At 48.9% G+C, this 17,351-nt stretch carries 19 protein-coding genes and 1 riboswitch; of the genes, 13 read left to right on the forward strand and 6 right to left on the reverse strand.

What is annotated here, in order from left to right:
* Positions 1–74: 74 nt before the first annotated feature.
* Entirely contained in the window at positions 75–1,226 is a 1,152-nt protein-coding gene (locus MKZ32_RS01165) for a class I SAM-dependent methyltransferase (RefSeq protein WP_239795589.1), read from the reverse strand.
* 55 nt (positions 1,227–1,281) lie between these two features.
* Between MKZ32_RS01165 and MKZ32_RS01170 the strand changes: the two genes are divergently transcribed.
* The 10 genes from MKZ32_RS01170 to MKZ32_RS01215 all read left to right on the forward strand — a co-directional run bounded on the left by MKZ32_RS01170 (position 1,282) and on the right by MKZ32_RS01215 (position 11,612).
* Positions 1,282–2,022 carry a pteridine reductase gene (locus MKZ32_RS01170; RefSeq protein ID WP_239798069.1) on the forward strand — a complete coding sequence of 247 codons (741 nt, stop codon included), beginning with the start codon at positions 1,282–1,284 and terminating at the stop codon, positions 2,020–2,022.
* Positions 2,023–2,031: 9 nt separating this feature from the next.
* Positions 2,032–2,880: a tRNA 2-thiocytidine(32) synthetase TtcA gene (ttcA, locus tag MKZ32_RS01175; protein WP_239795590.1), complete on the forward strand. Its 849-nt coding sequence runs from the start codon at positions 2,032–2,034 to the stop codon at positions 2,878–2,880.
* A 204-nt stretch (positions 2,881–3,084) separates the two neighbouring features.
* On the forward strand, positions 3,085–4,017 hold the full coding sequence (locus MKZ32_RS01180) for a chitosanase (protein WP_239795591.1): 933 nt from the start codon (positions 3,085–3,087) through the stop codon (positions 4,015–4,017).
* An 85-nt stretch (positions 4,018–4,102) separates the two neighbouring features.
* Positions 4,103–4,203, forward strand: a riboswitch (TPP riboswitch).
* A gap of 31 nt (positions 4,204–4,234) precedes the next feature.
* Positions 4,235–6,148, forward strand: coding sequence for a phosphomethylpyrimidine synthase ThiC (gene thiC / locus MKZ32_RS01185; RefSeq protein WP_239795592.1), 1,914 nt, complete (start codon positions 4,235–4,237; stop codon positions 6,146–6,148).
* A gap of 361 nt (positions 6,149–6,509) precedes the next feature.
* Complete coding sequence (locus tag MKZ32_RS01190; protein ID WP_239795593.1) at positions 6,510–7,301, forward strand: SDR family NAD(P)-dependent oxidoreductase; 792 nt, start codon at positions 6,510–6,512, stop codon at positions 7,299–7,301.
* 286 nt (positions 7,302–7,587) lie between these two features.
* Complete coding sequence (locus MKZ32_RS01195) at positions 7,588–8,232, forward strand: hypothetical protein (RefSeq protein WP_239795594.1); 645 nt, start codon at positions 7,588–7,590, stop codon at positions 8,230–8,232.
* A 209-nt stretch (positions 8,233–8,441) separates the two neighbouring features.
* Entirely contained in the window at positions 8,442–9,215 is a 774-nt protein-coding gene (locus MKZ32_RS01200; RefSeq protein ID WP_239795595.1) for an elongation factor-1 alpha, read from the forward strand.
* 102 nt (positions 9,216–9,317) lie between these two features.
* Positions 9,318–9,623 (forward strand): hypothetical protein, encoded by a 306-nt coding sequence (locus MKZ32_RS01205; RefSeq protein ID WP_239795596.1) that lies wholly within the window; start codon positions 9,318–9,320, stop codon positions 9,621–9,623.
* Between the two features lie 261 nt (positions 9,624–9,884).
* On the forward strand, positions 9,885–10,583 hold the full coding sequence (locus MKZ32_RS01210; protein WP_239795597.1) for an SDR family oxidoreductase: 699 nt from the start codon (positions 9,885–9,887) through the stop codon (positions 10,581–10,583).
* 15 nt (positions 10,584–10,598) lie between these two features.
* Positions 10,599–11,612, forward strand: coding sequence for a Nudix family hydrolase (locus MKZ32_RS01215; RefSeq protein ID WP_275584236.1), 1,014 nt, complete (start codon positions 10,599–10,601; stop codon positions 11,610–11,612).
* Here MKZ32_RS01215 and yacG read toward each other — a convergent pair.
* The 5 genes from yacG to MKZ32_RS01240 all read right to left on the reverse strand — a co-directional run bounded on the left by yacG (position 11,600) and on the right by MKZ32_RS01240 (position 15,763).
* Positions 11,600–11,788: a DNA gyrase inhibitor YacG gene (gene yacG, locus MKZ32_RS01220; RefSeq protein WP_239798071.1), complete on the reverse strand. Its 189-nt coding sequence runs from the start codon at positions 11,786–11,788 to the stop codon at positions 11,600–11,602. The genes MKZ32_RS01215 and yacG overlap by 13 nt on opposite strands.
* Before the next feature lie 101 nt (positions 11,789–11,889).
* Positions 11,890–12,645 carry a cell division protein ZapD gene (zapD, locus tag MKZ32_RS01225; protein ID WP_239795598.1) on the reverse strand — a complete coding sequence of 252 codons (756 nt, stop codon included), beginning with the start codon at positions 12,643–12,645 and terminating at the stop codon, positions 11,890–11,892.
* Between the two features lie 66 nt (positions 12,646–12,711).
* On the reverse strand, positions 12,712–13,338 hold the full coding sequence (gene coaE, locus MKZ32_RS01230) for a dephospho-CoA kinase (protein ID WP_239795599.1): 627 nt from the start codon (positions 13,336–13,338) through the stop codon (positions 12,712–12,714).
* Positions 13,335–14,207: a prepilin peptidase gene (locus tag MKZ32_RS01235; RefSeq protein WP_239795600.1), complete on the reverse strand. Its 873-nt coding sequence runs from the start codon at positions 14,205–14,207 to the stop codon at positions 13,335–13,337. The genes coaE and MKZ32_RS01235 overlap by 4 nt, the downstream gene beginning before the upstream one ends.
* A gap of 338 nt (positions 14,208–14,545) precedes the next feature.
* On the reverse strand, positions 14,546–15,763 hold the full coding sequence (locus MKZ32_RS01240) for a type II secretion system F family protein (RefSeq protein WP_239795601.1): 1,218 nt from the start codon (positions 15,761–15,763) through the stop codon (positions 14,546–14,548).
* A gap of 586 nt (positions 15,764–16,349) precedes the next feature.
* Between MKZ32_RS01240 and MKZ32_RS01245 the strand changes: the two genes are divergently transcribed.
* From MKZ32_RS01245 to MKZ32_RS01250, 3 genes are all read left to right on the forward strand, one after another.
* Entirely contained in the window at positions 16,350–16,859 is a 510-nt protein-coding gene (locus MKZ32_RS01245) for an alpha/beta hydrolase (RefSeq protein WP_338140774.1), read from the forward strand.
* Between the two features lie 132 nt (positions 16,860–16,991).
* Positions 16,992–17,126, forward strand: coding sequence for a hypothetical protein (locus MKZ32_RS15335; RefSeq protein WP_275584237.1), 135 nt, complete (start codon positions 16,992–16,994; stop codon positions 17,124–17,126).
* Positions 17,123–17,350 carry an acyl carrier protein gene (locus MKZ32_RS01250; RefSeq protein ID WP_239795603.1) on the forward strand — a complete coding sequence of 76 codons (228 nt, stop codon included), beginning with the start codon at positions 17,123–17,125 and terminating at the stop codon, positions 17,348–17,350. Before MKZ32_RS15335 ends, MKZ32_RS01250 begins: the two co-directional genes overlap by 4 nt.
* Position 17,351 lies beyond the last annotated feature (1 nt).

Consider the following 17,351-nt stretch of genomic DNA (forward strand, 5'->3'; position numbering starts at 1 on the left):
ACATTTAAGCTAATACTTCTCCTGTTGGCTGATAGCCCGACATCTGACTGACGAGTCGATCTAATAAAAATTTTTTATAATAAACGTGACTTATCACCCGATACAAAGCCACATAGAGGCATATTCACTCCCTTGCCCAGAGCAATTATTTTAAATAATTCACCCATCTCAGCAGGGCTGGTTAGCTTTTGCAGTTGTGCAGAAAGCGGAAAATAGCCGCAAGTATTTTCAGAATCGGTCTCTGCCAATAGGTCCGTGATGCCGCTGTTAATCAGGAAATAGGCTTGAGTTGTATAACCATACAGGTGCAATCCTGCATCAATGGCCGCTTCCGCTACGGCGGTAAAATCTACATGCGCGGTAATGTCCTGCAAGCCGGGCAGAAAGAACGGATCGTCATGTGCATGATGGCGGTAATGGCACATGAGAGTGCCTTGTGTGCGCTGCGGATGGTAATACTCGCGCGCGCCAAAACCATAGTCAATAAATAGCAGCACACCTTGATGCAAGCGCTCGCTCAGGCTGCTGACCAGTCCACGTACGGCAAGCGACACGTCACTGAGCGTGCCATCAGGCACCTTGATCTGTTGGGCAATCTCCAGCAACATTGAGCTTTCCGGCAGACGTTCCTGCCACACAAAGTTTTCTCCCTTGCTCGCCACACCGCGTTCAAAAATATTCGCATCACTCCACCGCACCAAATGCACTGGCAGCGCATCTAATACTTCGTTGGCAATAAGCACTCCAGAAATGTTATCTGGAGGCGCATCTAGCCAATGTACCCGGTTAATTAAATGTGGCAAGCGAGCTTGCAGCAATGCTTGTTGCCGCTCGCGCAAGTCGGCACTGACTTCCAGGATGTCATAACGATCGGGCAGGCTATTCTGCCGTTCCAGCTCGCTCAATATATCAACAGCCAGCTTGCCGCTACCCGCGCCGAGTTCGATAATATGTGGGGTGCTTTGCGCCATAATTTCGACTAATTGTCGCGCCAATGTCCGACCAAATAACGAAGAAATTTCCGGCGCCGTGACAAAATCCCCGGCTGCGCCAAACTTGCGTGCCCCGGCACTGTAATAGCCCATTCCCGGCGCATATAACGCCAACTCCATAAAACGCGAAAATGGGATCCATCCTCCTTGGCGCACGATGTCCTGATGAATCAGATCACGCAGTTGATCGCTATGCGCCTGAGCTTCGGGGGATGGCAAGGGCAGTGAGGACATGATTGAGCGATGGGGATGTGTTAAATTACAAGCCGTAAGTTTAGTGGAGAGCGCCATGCAAGGTAAAGTGGTATTAGTGACGGGTGGCGCAAAACGCGTGGGGGCAGCGATCTGCCGCAAGCTGCACGCAGCGGGGGCGAACATCGCGCTACACTACCGTTCTTCTGCGCAGGATGCATTGGCTTTACAATCCGAATTACAAGCCGAGCGTGCCGGCTCTGTGCTGCACATACAGGCTGACCTGCTGGATCCCCAAGCTCTGTCCCGGCTGGTAGAGGTAACTGTCAGTCATTTTGGACGGTTGGATGCGCTGGTTAACAATGCTTCCAGTTTTTTCCCTACGTCACTGGGCGATGTTAACGATCAAAACTGGAACGACCTGATTGGCACCAACTTGAAAGCCCCGTTGCTGCTCGCACAAGCGGCAGCGATGGAGTTGCGCCACAACCACGGCGCCATTGTCAACATTGTGGATATTCATGCCGAACGACCCATGCCCGGTTACCTGTTGTATAACATAGCAAAGGGCGGCCTGGCGGCGCTCACGCGCGCCTTAGCGCAGGAAATGGCCCCGCAAGTGCGCGTCAACGCTATTGCCCCGGGCGTCATTGTCTGGCCTGAAAGCGCGGAATGGAGCGATGAGACGCGGCGGAGGCAGACCATCGAACACACCTTGCTCAAGCGTGAAGGCGAGCCCGACGACATTGCCCGCACAGTGAAATTTTTATTAAATGATGCACCCTACATTACCGGACAAATTATTGCGGTGGATGGCGGACGCAGTATTAACCTTTGAACGAACAATATGAACGCCATTACACACCCTATCCATTTTGAGCATCACTCCAGCAATTTTAACCGCCTGCGTGGACGACTGGAACAACAAGTTGGCCGTGCTATCGGCGACTTCAACATGATCGAGGAAGGCGACACCATAATGGTGTGTATGTCCGGTGGCAAGGATTCTTACACTCTGCTGGAAATTTTGTTAACGCTGCAAAAACGCGCGCCGATTAATTTTCGCCTTATCGCCATGAATCTGGATCAGAAGCAGCCGGGTTTTCCGGCGCATATACTGCCGGACTATTTCAAATCCATTGGCATCGAGTATCACATTGAAACCCAGGACACCTATTCCATAGTCAAGGAGAAAATTCCAGAAGGCAAAACCACCTGCTCACTCTGCTCGCGTTTACGTCGCGGCATCATCTATCGCGTGGCGGGAGAACTGGGTGCGAACAAGATCGCATTGGGCCACCACCGTGACGACATGATAGAGACGCTGTTTCTGAATATATTCTTTGGCGGCAAACTCAAGGCCATGCCACCGAAGCTGGTTACGGATAAGGGCGACCACGTAGTGATTCGTCCACTGGCTTATTGCGCTGAGAAAGACATTGCCAGTTTTGCCCGCACCCTGAAATTCCCCATCATCCCGTGCAATCTTTGCGGTGCACAGGAAAACCTGCAACGCCAGAATATCAAGGAAATGTTAACAGCCTGGGAGCGCCAGTACCCTGGCCGCAGCCAGTCCATCTTCACCGCCATGCAAAACGTGAAACCCTCACACCTGATGGACAGCAAGCTGTTTGACTTCAAGAGCATCAATGTGGGAGACATGGTGGATGAAGGAGATATGGCATTTGATGGGTAAGTATTCAGTACAGCCAGCTATTGATCCGGCACGAATTGAACTTGACTGCCGTTCGTGCTGAGCTTGTCGAAGCATAAGAAGCCATTCACATTTCGACAAGCTCAATGCGAACGACTTTTTGGATAAACGGTGCCGGACCAATAGGAACAGGAATTAGGTTGAAAAAATGTTGAAGATCAACTCAAAAATTATGGAATTATGATTATGTTGACAGCAACCCAAAAGAAAACCGCCGAGGCCCTCGTCAATATTTTTGAGACTGGCGAGGTGCTAGGTGATTATGGCCAAGTGACACTGATTGTTGGTGACACGGGACATCTCACATTCGGCCGGTCGCAGACCACACTCGGCTCAGGTAATTTAAATGAATTAATGCAGCGCTATTGTGCGAAGTCAGGTGCCCGCTTCGGCACCCGTTTAGCATCATACCTACCGCGTTTTGTGGCACGCGACCTTAAGCTGGATAATGAATTCAAACTGCATAACTTGTTACGTGCCAGCGCTGACGATAACGTTATGCGCGATACGCAGGATACCTTTTTTGACGAGACCTATTGGCAGCCTGCCGCTCAAACTGCAGAGCGCTTAAAGATCATGAGCCCGCTTGGAGTGGCGGTGGTATACGATAGCTTTGTACACGGCTCATGGAAATTAATGAGCAACCGCACCACACAACAGATCGGCGATATCTCCAGCGTCAACGAGCAGAAATGGATTGCCGCTTACGTAGCCACCCGTCGCGCTTGGCTGGCCGAAAATACGCGCGCCGATTTACGCGCCACCGTCTATCGCATGGATACTTTTCAGCGTCTGATTGATCAGGGTTACTGGGGGCTAGAGCTACCACTGGTTGTACGCGGTCACGAAATTTCCAGCGTAACGCTGTCAGCTACTCCGCGCGGCTGTTACGATGGCCCGCAGCCGGGAACGCGTTCCTTGGCTTTGCAATCGCCTCTGCAACGCGGGCTGGATGTGCGCCTTCTCCAGCTTGGACTGTCGGATCGTGGCGTGGACATTAAAGCAGATGGAATATTCGGTCAGACCTCGCAGCAGCTCATTAAAGAATACCAGTCTACTCATAGCCTGCCGGTGACCGGTGTCGCCGACGTGGCGTTGATCGCCCAGCTTGTTGCATAAACTATTAACGACACCCCCACTTACGACCCTTTGGGTATCGAAAATAGTACATGCTTGCTTTCCCACCTCATTTACAGTAATTTGTTTGCTTGCGTAGGGGTCCTCGTCATCAATGCGACGAGGTGAGAGATACCCTTTGAACCTGTACGGATAATGCCGTCGTAGGGAAGCGTCAGTTGTTTCTATGATGCTCCTTGCTTTTTTGGAGCTACCCACCATGAATGCCCATCCCAAGTTTTTAAGCCAAGCTGCCCACGTTGACGAAGCGGCAGTGCAGCCCTTACCGAATTCCCGCAAAATTTATGTTGCGGGGTCACGCCCCGATATTCAAGTGCCGATGCGCGAAATATCGCAATCTGACACGCCAGCAAGTATGACTGCGGAAAAAAATCCGCCGATAGTTGTGTATGACTGCTCTGGCCCCTATACCGACCCGGCCGCTAATATAGACATCCGTTCCGGTCTGCCAACCCCACGCATGCCGTGGATTATCGAGCGTAGCGACACCGATGAATTATCCGGCCCGACGTCGCAATATGGCACCGCACGTCTGAATGATCCCGAGTTGGCCGAATTACGCTTCAATCTGCTCCGTAAACCACGTCGCGCGAAAGCGGGCGCTAACGTTACACAAATGCACTACGCTCGTTTGGGCATCATCACGCCCGAGATGGAATTTGTCGCGATCCGCGAAAATATGCGTCGCAAAGAGTATCTCGAAGAATTAAAGGCATCCGGCCCGCTGGGAAATAAATTGGCCAATTTAATGAGCCGTCAGCATCCCGGCCAGTCTTTCGGCGCCAGCATTCCGGCCGAAATTACGCCCCAGTTCGTACGCGATGAAATTGCCCGTGGTCGCGCCATTATCCCTGCCAATATTAATCATCCTGAAGTCGAGCCGATGATTATCGGCCGCAATTTCCTGGTAAAAATAAACGCCAATATCGGCAACTCAGCCGTCACTTCCAGCATCGGCGAGGAAGTTGAAAAGCTAACTTGGGCGATTCGCTGGGGTGCCGACAACGTAATGGATCTCTCCACCGGCAAGCATATCCATGAGACGCGTGAATGGATCATTCGCAATTCACCGGTGCCGATCGGCACAGTGCCAATTTACCAGGCATTGGAGAAAGTCAACGGCAAAGCCGAAGATCTGACGTGGGAGATCTACCGCGACACGCTGATTGAGCAAGCCGAGCAGGGCGTCGATTACTTTACGATTCACGCCGGAGTGTTGCTCCGTTACGTACCATTAACGGCCAACCGCATGACTGGCATCGTATCGCGCGGCGGTTCAATCATGGCCAAATGGTGTTTGGCTCATCACAAAGAATCGTTCCTGTACGAACATTTCGAAGATATTTGCGAGATCATGAAGGCTTATGACGTCAGCTTCAGTCTGGGCGATGGCCTGCGTCCCGGCTCCATCTTTGATGCCAATGACGAAGCACAATTGGGCGAGTTGAAAACGCTCGGTGAACTAACCCAAATTGCATGGAAACATGATGTGCAGGTGATGATCGAAGGCCCCGGTCATGTGCCCATGCACCTGATCAAAGAGAACATGGAGCTGCAACTGGAACAATGCCATGAAGCGCCGTTCTACACACTGGGGCCGCTCACTACAGACATTGCGCCGGGTTACGACCACATTACCTCCGGTATCGGAGCGGCAATGATCGGCTGGTACGGCACTGCGATGCTGTGCTATGTGACACCAAAGGAACACCTCGGCTTGCCGAATAAAGCTGATGTCAAGGAAGGTGTCATCACCTATAAGCTCGCTGCGCATGCTGCCGACCTCGCCAAGGGCCATCCCGGCGCACAGATTCGCGACAACGCGCTGTCCAAGGCACGCTTTGAATTCCGCTGGGAAGATCAGTTCAATCTTGGCCTTGACCCTGACAAGGCGCGCGAATTCCATGATGAAACGCTACCCAAGGATTCCGCCAAGGTCGCGCATTTCTGCTCCATGTGCGGGCCTCATTTCTGTTCGATGAAAATTTCGCAGGAAGTACGAGACTATGCCGCCACTCAAGGCGTAGACGAACAAACTGCCCTTCAAAAAGGAATGGAACAAAAAGCGGTGGAATTCGTGAAGCAGGGGACGAATATTTATAGCAAGGCATAATCATGTGTCGCATCCGAAATTATCTGCTGAAATACTAGTCGCTTGTCGTGGGTAGCAGTGACACCCGGTTTAATTTATTCCATCGCAACGCTACGACTCTGCGCCCTGCACCACAGTTGTGTATTTGCCGTAACTATTCAGGGATAGAGTGGTCTTTTTTCGCTCGCTTTTACGTGGATACATGAGCATAAAGTGCCGCTGCCATTTTGTTTACTTCTTTGATTCTTGTTCAACCTGAATTATTGCGTCCTCTGATTACCAAGCAAGTGCCAATTTATATATCTTAACAAATGCCTTTATCGGTATTTTTAAGGTGTCTGATTTATGTTGGGCATTACTATTACTGAAAGGAACAGACCTCATGGATATGCAGCTCACAAGCAAACTCGCGCTAGTGACGGGAAGCACCGCGGGAATTGGCTATGCCATCGCCGCAGGACTCGCAGCCGAGGGTGCCCACGTCATTATCAATGGCCGTTCTCAATCGTCAGTGGACGAGGCTGTGTCGAATCTCACGTCTGCGACGGGTAACCAGGTCAATGGTTTCGCCGGCGACCTCAGTACAGCCGTTTCCGCAGAGGAGCTGGTCCGGCGACATCCTAACATCGAGATTCTGGTTAACAACCTTGGAATTTTCGAGCCGAAGCCGTTCGAAGATATTTCTGATGCCGATTGGATAAGATTCTTCAATGTCAACGTCTTGAGCGGCGTGCGTCTTGCGCGCCTTTGTCTGCCAGCGATGAGAACTGCAAACTGGGGACGCATCATTTTTATCTCCAGCGAAAGCGGGGTGCAGATTCCTTCCGAGATGATTCACTACGGGATGACCAAGACGGCCCAGCTTGCTGTATCGCGTGGCTTGGCCGAAGCAGTCGCAGGCACGAACATCACCGTCAATAGTGTGCTTCCTGGCCCTACCAAGTCCCGCGGGGTTGGTGACTTTGTCGATGCACTTGCCAAGGAAGAGGGAAAATCATTCGAGGAGTTCGAGAAGGATTTCTTTGAAAAAGTTCGACCTACTTCGCTCATCAAGAGATTCACCTCCCCGGAAGAAATTGCTTCCCTAGTTACCTACATCGCAAGTCCTCTATCGTCGGCAACTACTGGTGCCGCGCTGCGCGCTGATGGTGGTGTAGTGAAGAGTGCATTTTGAGCGATCACACAATGCCGATTAACCCTTCGTACAAGCGACCTGTCTTCGGCAGGTCGCATGGCTCAAATGTGCGGCGGCATTCCTGCTTGTGTAAAATAAATGAGGCTAGACTCTCATGGCACTCGGTTAAGTAAAAAACACGTTAAATATGGTGATATATATACGTACCGATGACGTAGAGCAGCAACAGGGCCAGGTCAGATCAACGCGAGGCAATGCAAAAAGTTTGTCGGCATTTTTTAGGATGTCAACTTTACGTTAGCCAAGAAGCGCAAAGGGATGAATCGTGAGCAAGAAACTGTGCGCATATTGTGGAGAGCGTGATGCCACCGACAAGGAACATGTTTTCCCCAAGTGCTTGTATCCAGAATCGAAAGCGATGTCGAAAGTACAACGCCTGACCATCCAATCCTGCAATTTGTGCAATAACGGGTGGGCAGATGATGAAGCACATTTTCGAAACATCCTGTCATTGGCGGGCGAGCCAAATGACTGTCGCGACGAACTCTGGAACACAACGATTCAACGCAGCTTCAAGCAAGTTGATGGCCCCCGTCGCATCCAAGATATTGTCAATACTTGGCAACCAGTCGAAATTGATGGCAAATCCAAACCCATGGTCTATCCCGGGAAAGATCCGAGAGTCATTCGTGTCGTCAAAAAAATCGTTCGCGGGCTAAGTCATTACCATAACATTCTGTCGGCTGTGCCCGAGTCGCATGTCTGGGCGGATGTAATGAAATATCGGATGCCCGAGGAGTTCTTAACGCAACTGACGTACGCTCACCGTGAACCAGATGTTGCTGAGTATTACTTCTCAGTTATTGAAGAGGTCGGAATACAGTCAGCTTGGCTTATAACATTCTTTGAGAAGATCAAATTTATCGTAATTATTGAGTCATCAAAGGGTAGTTTAGACGAGGGAGAATAACTGGGTGACCCCAAAATTTAATGGTATTCTATTTTTGATCTTATATATTCTAGGTGGATGAAATTCAATACTAAACTCGTATCAGAGTTGCACGCGTTTTAGTAGATAAGGCAAAGGTCAGAGAGTACGGGCAATAGCAAGTTGATCAATAAAAATTGGACATATATTTTTCTTTTCTGTTTTAAAAAAGAAAGAAAAGAGGTGGTGAAATGAAATCAATCCCCCCGGATTTGGCTTGGTTAAATCTGCCTAATCTACCGACACCCGTCAAAGTGCTTTTTTCCGGATACCTGCTCGCGATTGGGTTGGGTTTATGTATGGCTGGCCTACAGATCATGCAGACACACGGCATGGCAGATGGCAAGCCAGGGCTTTCCTTGGATGACATCGTCTACAGCTATTATGGAAATCGGAGTGGGAGCACGCTTGAAAGTAAGCTCAATGGGTCTATGAAAGAGATGGGTACGCCAGAAGCACGTCTCGACATCATTAAATGGGTTCGCAACGGGGCACCTGAGACAGAATGGGAGCTGCACTTCAAGGATACTTTTAAACAATATTGTGTACAGTGCCATGGTTCTGTTCCTGGCATTCCTGATTTTAGCAAGTATGAGGAGGTCAAAAAGGTAGCCACGATCGACGAAGGCGCAAGCATTCAAACTCTGACCAGATCGTCGCACATTCATTTATTCGGGATCAGCTTCATTTTCTTTTTTGTGGGATTTATTTTCAGCTTTGCGGCAGGCATACCAAAATGGTTGAAAATTTCAGCCATTGCCATTCCCTTCGCCTTTCTGATCGTAGATATTTTCTCGTGGTGGCTTACGAAATGGAATCCCAACTTTGCATGGCTCACGCTTATTGGCGGCTTTGGTTACAGCGTTGCAGCAACCATAATGTGGTTTATCAGTATGTACCAAATGTTTATCTTGTCGCGCAACGGAAAAATCTATGGCAATGCTTGGGAAGCAGATTTGAAATAGTGGAAGTGGTCTACAAGGGCAGCTACACTTGTTATCATTAAGACACTGCAACGGATAGGCACACATCTGCCGCAAATAATTCCTACGTACATTGAAGAAAAAATGGAAAACCCAATATATATCACTACAAAGTCACCCAGCCTGTTGAGCAAGGTTGCCAAGATTGTTGTATCCATTGTTCTGATTGGTTTGGCCTTGATGTTTTCTGTGCTGTTATTTGTGGTCATCTTGGTTGTCGGCGCAATGGCATGGGGTTATCTATGGTGGAGAACCCGTGACCTGAGAAAACAAATGCGTCAATATTCCCCAAGCGATGTTGTATTCGAGGGTGATGTGATTGAGGGAGAGGTGATCAGGAGCGAGGTGAACAAAATATCTGAGAAACCTGGAGACGATGGAATCAAATAGTTTATTCAGGCTACTCGGCAACTCCACAATAAATTCATCACTCCCCTTTCAAGCGAACCAATCAATTTACCGAAATTATTTCTTGCACGCCTCAACAACGGCAACTTCTGAATTTGGGCCAATAACGTTTCAGATGAATCATTCGTCATCACTTATTCATGTAGAAAGTTAAAATGTCATCTTATGACATGAATTTACTTCCTTGTTGTAGAGACAACATCAAAGAGATACAGCGTATTGTAATAAATATTGAGGGCAATAATGAAAACCATATTGATAACTGGCGCTAACCGTGGGATCGGACTGGAGTTTTCCAGGCAATATGCCGCGGATGGCTGGAGTGTTTTGGCTTGTAGTCGGAATCCAGAAAAATCGGATGAGCTCAATAAACTGGCGGCCCAATATCCTGAGTTTATAAAAGTTCTGGCTCTTGATGTCTCTGACCATGCGCAGATTGAGCGCTTGGCCCAAGATCTGTCAGATGAATCTATCGACCTGCTCATTAACAATGCGGGTATCTATCCGAAATCGGGCGTTAATAGTTTCGGTCATACCGATTATGCGGAATGGATGCAGATATTCCGCATCAATACCATGGCGCCACTCAAAATGGCCGAAACATTTGCCGCCCAACTCGCTCGCAGTGAGCAAAAAACTTTTGTGGCCATAACTAGCAAAATGGGTAGCATTGAGGACAATAGCGGAGGTGGGAATTACCTTTATCGTTCAAGCAAAACAGCACTAAATATGGTCGTAAAGAGCCTTGCAATTGATCTGCAGCCTGCCGGAATCATTTCGATAGTAATTCATCCGGGTTGGGTCAAAACTGATATGGGTGGGCCGAACGCTTTGATCTCTATCGAGCAAAGCGTTTCAGGCATGCGACATGTGATAAGCAACCTTTCAATGGCCGACTTAGGAAAATTCTTTAGTTATGACGGCCAGGAAATTCCTTGGTAATTATTGGATGACCGCATGCAACGCGGCCCACAATATATGAATTCTTGCGTGATTGAAATTGCCGTTGGCGTGTTGTTGCGCGAGGTTAACAGTGAAGCAAATGCGCCCACTGCGGGGTACACCTTGCGAGGGCAATTCACATATAGCAGTTTCCTGCTGGCGCAGCGGCCGGAAGGCAAGCCTTACGCAGGCTACTGGGAGTTTCCGGGCGGCAAAGTTGAAGTGGGCGAAACGCTGCTGCATGCGTTGGAACGAGAGTTGAACGAAGAGTTAGGCATTAAAATTGCGGGTGCCTATTCTTGGCTGACACGCTTGCACATTTATACCCACGCTACGGTGCGACTGAATTTCTTTCGTATTACCGAATGGCAGGGTGAACTTCATGGCAAAGAAAATCAACAACTGAGTTGGCAAACCTCTTCCAATTTGACAGTATCCCCAGTGCTTCCGGCCAATACATTTGTTTTCCGTGCGCTCCAATTGCCGCCTTTGTATGCCATCAGTAACGCTGCCAAGTTGGGTTGTGAAAAGTTTCTGGAACGTTTACAGGTTGCGCTAGAAAATGGCTTGAAGTTGGTGCAGATGCGCGAGCCTGCTTTATCGCGCGAAACGATGCGTGAATTGTCTTTACGGGCGGTGAAACTGGCACACACATTTGGCGCACAGGTGCTGATTAACAGTGACATTGAGCTGGCTAACGAAATTGGCGCAGACGGTGTGCATTTGAATAGTATCCAGCTTGCTGCGTGTACTTCACGTCCCAATTTTACTTGGTGTGCGGCATCCTGTCACAACGCCGAGGAATTACAACAAGCCAATAATCTGGGCTTCGATTTCGTGGTGCTGAGCCCTGTATTGCCCACTCGCAGTCATCCCGGTGCAACACATTTAGGCTGGCAATCATTTGCGTCGATAGCAGCAAATTCGGGCATTCCGGTATATGCGCTGGGTGGATTATGTTATGACGACATGGAAAAGGCCTGGCAGCATGGTGCGCATGGCATTGCGATGTTGCATCAGGCGTGGTGAGAAGGCTCTTCTTCCGAGCTACTTTCGGACTGTGGGATGCGATAACTTTCTGTGGCCCACTGACCCAAGTCAATTAATTTGCAGCGTTCGCTACAAAATGGGCGATAGGGACTTTCATTGCTCCACGTCACTTCTTTTTTACATTGTGGACAAGTGACAATAGTTGTTTTCTTCATCATGGCGTATTCCTGTTTTCAAATAAATGGACTAAAGATCATCTCCAGTTCCTCTCCCATTTGTGAGAGGCGAGCGTTAGCCATTAAATCGACAAGCGCAATTACAAAGAGCAGAAAGTAAGGTTGAACGCCACGTCCTGATCGTATAAAGCGCTTTTGCCTACATAATCAGCAGCAATAAAGCGAATATTAAGCATGTATTTGTTGGCGCCGACTTCAGGAACGCACGGTAGCGTTTTGTCCAAGCTGACACGCAGCATTTGTGCCACGCGGCCACATTGCATTTGCTGGAAGTTACCCTGCTGGGCAATGTAATGGTACGCTTTTCCACTTTCGCGTAACAGCTTGAGGATGATTGCAAGACCATCGCGTATGGGCAGCATGGGAGTTAGCCAAGTCTTCAGGTAATTGCGCCGCAACATGGCATCCTGATGGAGCCAGTGATGGTAGGATGGCAAGTCAAATTCGCAGGTTCCGCCAGGGATGCCAGTACGCTGCTTGATGCCCATTAACCATTCGTTTTCGCGCAAGTGTTGACCCACCTTGCCACTCATGTTTAGCACGCCGCTACTGGCACTTTCAATTTCATCAAGAACCGCATCCAGTGCTTGTTCTGAAATTTCTGGATTGTTGTGTAAAGCAGAAAGTTGTCGTTTTTGGCGTTCTAATTCTTGCAACAAATCAGATTTCAAGTCGGAACGGCTAGCGACTTCAAGAACTTCTAACAGTACGCCCAAAGCGGCGTGATGATCAATAGCGCTTGATCTTTCTGTAAAACATAGCAACTTGGCATAAAGATCCTCTAGGCGCAGTAGTGTGCGCAGTCGTTCATTGAGAGGGAAATCATAGCTAATCACAATGCTAGTAGAATGAGGATGAGTTTCGTTAAAAAGTGGTCAATATATTATGGTCACTCTATATCGTCAACCAATTCCTGAGGAAATGGCTAGATAGTGTTGATGCAGTTTGGTTATCTGCTCCCGTAAAATATCCAGATTGCCATCATTTTGAATGATCTCATCAGCCAGCCGTAGCCGTTCGGCACGCGTGATTTGAGATGCCATGATGGTACGCACTGTTTGCTCATCCAGACCGCTACGCTGCATGGTGCGTGCGACTTGAGTGGTTTCCGCACAGTCCACTACCAATGTGCGTTGCACCAACTCGCGGTAGTTAAGCGTTTCAAATAATAGTGGAATGACCAGCAACAGATAGGGAGATGCAAGGGTGTTGTTAATATTGGCATCGTCGACCTGCACCAGAATTTGCGCGCGGATAAGCGGGTGCAGAATAGCTTCCAGCTTCAGCTTGGCGGCATGATCAGAAAATATCAATTGACGCATGAGCACCCTGTTCAATGCGCCGCTCGTATCAATATAGTCGTCTCCGAATGCCGTGCGGATCGCAGCGATGGCTATGCCACCGGATTGGGTTATCTGGTGTGAAATGACATCGCTATCGATGACTAACACACCGCATTCTTTGAATAGTGAAGCGACAGTGCTCTTGCCGCTGCCGATACCCCCGGTTAGTCCTACGCGATATATCATTGAATACTGAACAGTTGCAGATAGCCCTGCGTAAGGGATTGTCCCCAGAATAACGCAATTACGCCGCCGCCTGCCAAATACGGGCCAAATGGAATAGGGACGTTGCGGCCAAGACGCGCCGCGATAATCAATGTAATGCCGACCACTGCGCCTACTATTGAAGAGAGCAGAATAACCAGCGGTAGCATTTGCCAGCCCAGCCATGCGCCGATTGCCGCCAGCAGCTTGAAGTCACCATAACCTATGCCTTCCTTGCCGGTGGCGAGCTTGAATAGCCAATATATACTCCATAGAGTTAGGTACCCTGTGATTGCGCCGATGACGGCACTGTTAATGTCAGTAAATGTGGTCGACAAATTAAACAGTAGACCCAGCCACAGAAGTGGCAATGTGATGTCATCGGGCAGTAATTGAGTATCAACGTCAATCCAGGTTAGTGCGAGCAGCATCCAGATAAACACCAACGCGGCTACGGCAGTTAAACCGAAGCCGAAATGCCATGCGACGTAGGCGCTCAGAAGTCCAGATACCGTTTCTACGATGGGATACCGTGCTGAGATATGTGTGTTGCAATCCTTGCATTTGCCGCGTAACAGCAAATAGCTGATGACCGGGATGTTTTCCAGCGCGCTTATCTTGTGGCCACAATGCGGACAGGCAGAATGCGGCATGATCAAGTTGTAAGGCGGTAAATTTGCTGGTTCATTGCCAGTGAGTTCAGCGCATTGGGCGTGCCATTCACGCTCCATCATTTTAGGCAAGCGATGAATGACTACATTTAGAAAACTGCCCACCAGCAGACCGGTAATGCCGCACAGAACAATGAAAAAAAACGGAAGGGTTTGTAGTAACTCAACGAGTGCTGTCATGGTTATCCAAGATACAAATACGCAATTTTTTACAAAAGTAACACGAATTGAGGCGAGTGATGCAGGAAGTAGATTATTCATCCGGTGCTACGCGTCAGGACTCGAATGTAATCTATCACTAGACAAAGACCGTGGGCGTTGCAAGGATATGCAGAAGCCAAGTGAGGCATCATTCTACTGGCCCCTATGTCGCGTTACGCTCACAGCAGAAGTGTTCTTGGTGTTCGACTACAAGTATGCGTTTGGGCTTGCCATCATGTTAGGCCAGTTCGTCACCGTCTTTTCCGTTTCGGGATGTGGTGCCGAAGATCAGTCAGGATTGATATCCTATAAGTGATTTAACCAACAGCTTGCCCCATCTTGAAAATGGGCAGATACATTGCTATCACCATACCGCCTATTAGTGTGCCTAGCACCACCATGATGATAGGCTCCATCAGGCTGGCCAACGCTGCCACTGCATCGTCTACCTCAGCTTCAAAAAAATCTGCCACTTTGTTTAACATGCCATCCAGTGAACCTGCTTCTTCGCCGATTGCTACCATTTGCAACACCATGCTGGGGAATACCCCTACATTTTGCATGGCTGCCGTCAGGGTGCCACCTTGGCTGACTTCCCGCTGGATTATCTTGGTCGCATCAAAATACACTACGTTGCCCGCAGCACCTGCTACCGAGTTAAGCGCCTCCACCAGTGGCACTCCGGCGGCAAACATGGTTGCCAGTGTACGTGTCCATCGTGCTATGGAGGCTTTACGGATTACATTTCCAAAAATTGGTAGCTTGAGCATTATTCTATCTATGACGTCCTGCATTTTTTTGTTACGTTTCCAGAAGTAGAAAAAGCTATAAAGTCCACCTCCTATAATACTGAAGATCGCCCACCAATAAGCAACGAAAAAATCGGAGATACTCATCATAATGAGCGTAGGTGCGGGCAAATCGGCGCCAAAGCTGGAGAATAACTGCTTAAACGCGGGGATCACAAAAATCATGATCACTGCGGTAATAATAAAGGCGATGGCAATAATTGAAACCGGATACATTAACGCCCCTTTGATTTTGCTCTTGATGGCCAGCGTTTTTTCCTGGTAGGTCGCCAAACGTTCCAGCAAGCTGTCCAGAATACCGGCGTGCTCGCCCGCGCCGATTAGATTGCAAAACAGATCGTCAAAATACAGTGGGAATTTCCGGAATGCCTGTTCCAGGCTGCTACCAGTTTCTACGTCGGTTTTAATGTCGTTCAGCAGGCGGGAAACAGAAGGGTTGTGGTGTCCCTTGCCTACAATGTCGAATGATTGTAGCAGCGGTACGCCGGATTTCATCATGACCGCTAGCTGGCGCGTAAACAGGGTGAGATCTTTCTGGGTGATCTTTTTTCCTCCGCTACTGTGGGATTTTTTGATACTGGTAACATTAATGCCTAGACGTCTCAGCTGAGTGGCAGCAACGGCATCGCCGACAGCCCGTACTTCGCCTTTTACCGGCTTGCCGAATTTATCTTTACCTTCCCATCGAAATTGAATTTCTTTTTTTTTCGGTTTTTCTGCTGCCATGGGGTTTCCTTAATGACTATTCGCGACAAAGTTAAGCAATCCGTTATGGAATCTAAAGCTGTTCAGTGCAGAATGATCAGTAAATGACCGCTTCGGCTCATTGAGGGTGTCTGCGTTCACTTATATCGGTCATTTCACGCCGAGCTTTAATTGCTTTGTAAATATGTTGTTATAGAACTTGAAATTCGTGACAATATCATGAGTTTTTGATCTGTTGATGAGGGTTCTCGCTTTGTTTGCGGAGTGCACTGTATTATTAGCAACAGTCCCTCCCGTAATGATGTTACGTAACCAACCTTAAGGGTGGAAAACTGATTATTCGACAATGATTTTTATGTGCTACAACCCGGAAAAATTTATTTTAAGCTAACAATAAAAGTGCGATAAAGTGCAACGTTAATTTATGCTTAATTCGAATAATATTCAGCCTGAATATGGTTTAGACGGCTTCTTAAAATTCGCTAACATTCCTAAAAATATTGCAAAGAACAACTCCGATGGTAAATGATATCAACCGAGCCCAGTTTCTGCCTGGCGGGGATTATGCCGTACTCGCACTTCACGGCCTGCGTAGCACTCCGCTTGAATTGTAGCCCCTACTCAAGGCGCTTCATCGCGCCGGTTTCCTGTCGATGCTCCGCACCTGCCAGACTATGGGTTTTCCGCTAAGGCAAGCACAGGAAGTTGGCGCGATTGGCTGGATGAAATATTGATTCGTTTCGATACGCTTGCTGCTCAATACAGTCGAGTTGCAATATGCGGTTTAAGCATGGGCGCTACGCTAGCCTTGGCGGTTGCTGCCGAGCGCAGAGGAGCCGTTGCGGCAGTCGGTGCACTCTCCACCACCCTGTACTATGACGGTTGGAACACCCCGTGGTACCGTTTTCTGAGTCCGATAGGATATTTCACACCACTACGGCATCGCATGGTGATTCGCGAAACCTCACCTTTCGGCATCAAGAATGAACGTTTGCGCGAATGGATCGAACGCCAGGTGGCGGCGGGCCCGATTTCTGCGGTCGGCGCTTCCGCCCTCTCTCTGCCATCACTGCATGAAGCAGAAAAACTGATGCGATACACACACCGTAATTTGTAGTATGTTGACGCACCCACTCTTATATTACATTCCAGTGAAGACGACATTTCCAGCCTTAAAAGCGCTTATTTGGTACAGCGCCGGGTACAGGCACACGATGTACGTCTGGTGCAGTTACATGATAGCTATCATATGATCACACTCGACAACGAGCGCGAGCGTGTCGCAGCGCTCACCGTCGATTTTTTCCAGGCCAGTGGTGGCGCTGTGCAGTCCGTTGCTCCTCCGATCCACGATCAAGATATGGAGTCAAGCAAGAAACAATGAACGATACCGAAAATCGTCTATACGACATGCTGGCTAAGCAACTTGAGATTCCCCGCGAAGGATTGTCGCGCGAAACGACACTGGAACAAATCGGGCTCGACTCGCTTGCCACCATGGAATACATGTTTGAGATCGAGGACAATTTCAATATTCGTTTTGATCAAACCGGCGAACCGCCCAAAAACCTCGGTGATGTCTTGGATCAGATTACCGCAAAGCTCTAGA

This window comes from Candidatus Nitrotoga arctica (assembly GCF_918378365.1).
Taxonomy (GTDB): Bacteria; Pseudomonadota; Gammaproteobacteria; order Burkholderiales; family Gallionellaceae; genus Nitrotoga; species Nitrotoga arctica.

What these genes read in the sequence shown, in the direction of transcription:
- MKZ32_RS01190 (WP_239795593.1), top strand. Translation starts at nt 6,510, where the DNA reads ATGGATATGCAGCTCACAAGCAAACTCGCGCTAGTGACGGGAAGCACC.
- MKZ32_RS01165 (WP_239795589.1), bottom strand. Translation starts at nt 1,226, where the DNA reads ATGTCCTCACTGCCCTTGCCATCCCCCGAAGCTCAGGCGCATAGCGAT.
- MKZ32_RS01170 (WP_239798069.1), top strand. Translation starts at nt 1,282, where the DNA reads ATGCAAGGTAAAGTGGTATTAGTGACGGGTGGCGCAAAACGCGTGGGG.
- MKZ32_RS01200 (WP_239795595.1), top strand. Translation starts at nt 8,442, where the DNA reads ATGAAATCAATCCCCCCGGATTTGGCTTGGTTAAATCTGCCTAATCTA.
- MKZ32_RS01180 (WP_239795591.1), top strand. Translation starts at nt 3,085, where the DNA reads ATGTTGACAGCAACCCAAAAGAAAACCGCCGAGGCCCTCGTCAATATT.
- MKZ32_RS01250 (WP_239795603.1), top strand. Translation starts at nt 17,123, where the DNA reads ATGAACGATACCGAAAATCGTCTATACGACATGCTGGCTAAGCAACTT.
- MKZ32_RS01215 (WP_275584236.1), top strand. Translation starts at nt 10,599, where the DNA reads ATGCAACGCGGCCCACAATATATGAATTCTTGCGTGATTGAAATTGCC.
- MKZ32_RS01210 (WP_239795597.1), top strand. Translation starts at nt 9,885, where the DNA reads ATGAAAACCATATTGATAACTGGCGCTAACCGTGGGATCGGACTGGAG.
- MKZ32_RS15335 (WP_275584237.1), top strand. Translation starts at nt 16,992, where the DNA reads ATGATCACACTCGACAACGAGCGCGAGCGTGTCGCAGCGCTCACCGTC.
- MKZ32_RS01205 (WP_239795596.1), top strand. Translation starts at nt 9,318, where the DNA reads ATGGAAAACCCAATATATATCACTACAAAGTCACCCAGCCTGTTGAGC.
- MKZ32_RS01240 (WP_239795601.1), bottom strand. Translation starts at nt 15,763, where the DNA reads ATGGCAGCAGAAAAACCGAAAAAAAAAGAAATTCAATTTCGATGGGAA.
- yacG (WP_239798071.1), bottom strand. Translation starts at nt 11,788, where the DNA reads ATGAAGAAAACAACTATTGTCACTTGTCCACAATGTAAAAAAGAAGTG.
- thiC (WP_239795592.1), top strand. Translation starts at nt 4,235, where the DNA reads ATGAATGCCCATCCCAAGTTTTTAAGCCAAGCTGCCCACGTTGACGAA.
- coaE (WP_239795599.1), bottom strand. Translation starts at nt 13,338, where the DNA reads ATGATATATCGCGTAGGACTAACCGGGGGTATCGGCAGCGGCAAGAGC.
- MKZ32_RS01235 (WP_239795600.1), bottom strand. Translation starts at nt 14,207, where the DNA reads ATGACAGCACTCGTTGAGTTACTACAAACCCTTCCGTTTTTTTTCATT.
- ttcA (WP_239795590.1), top strand. Translation starts at nt 2,032, where the DNA reads ATGAACGCCATTACACACCCTATCCATTTTGAGCATCACTCCAGCAAT.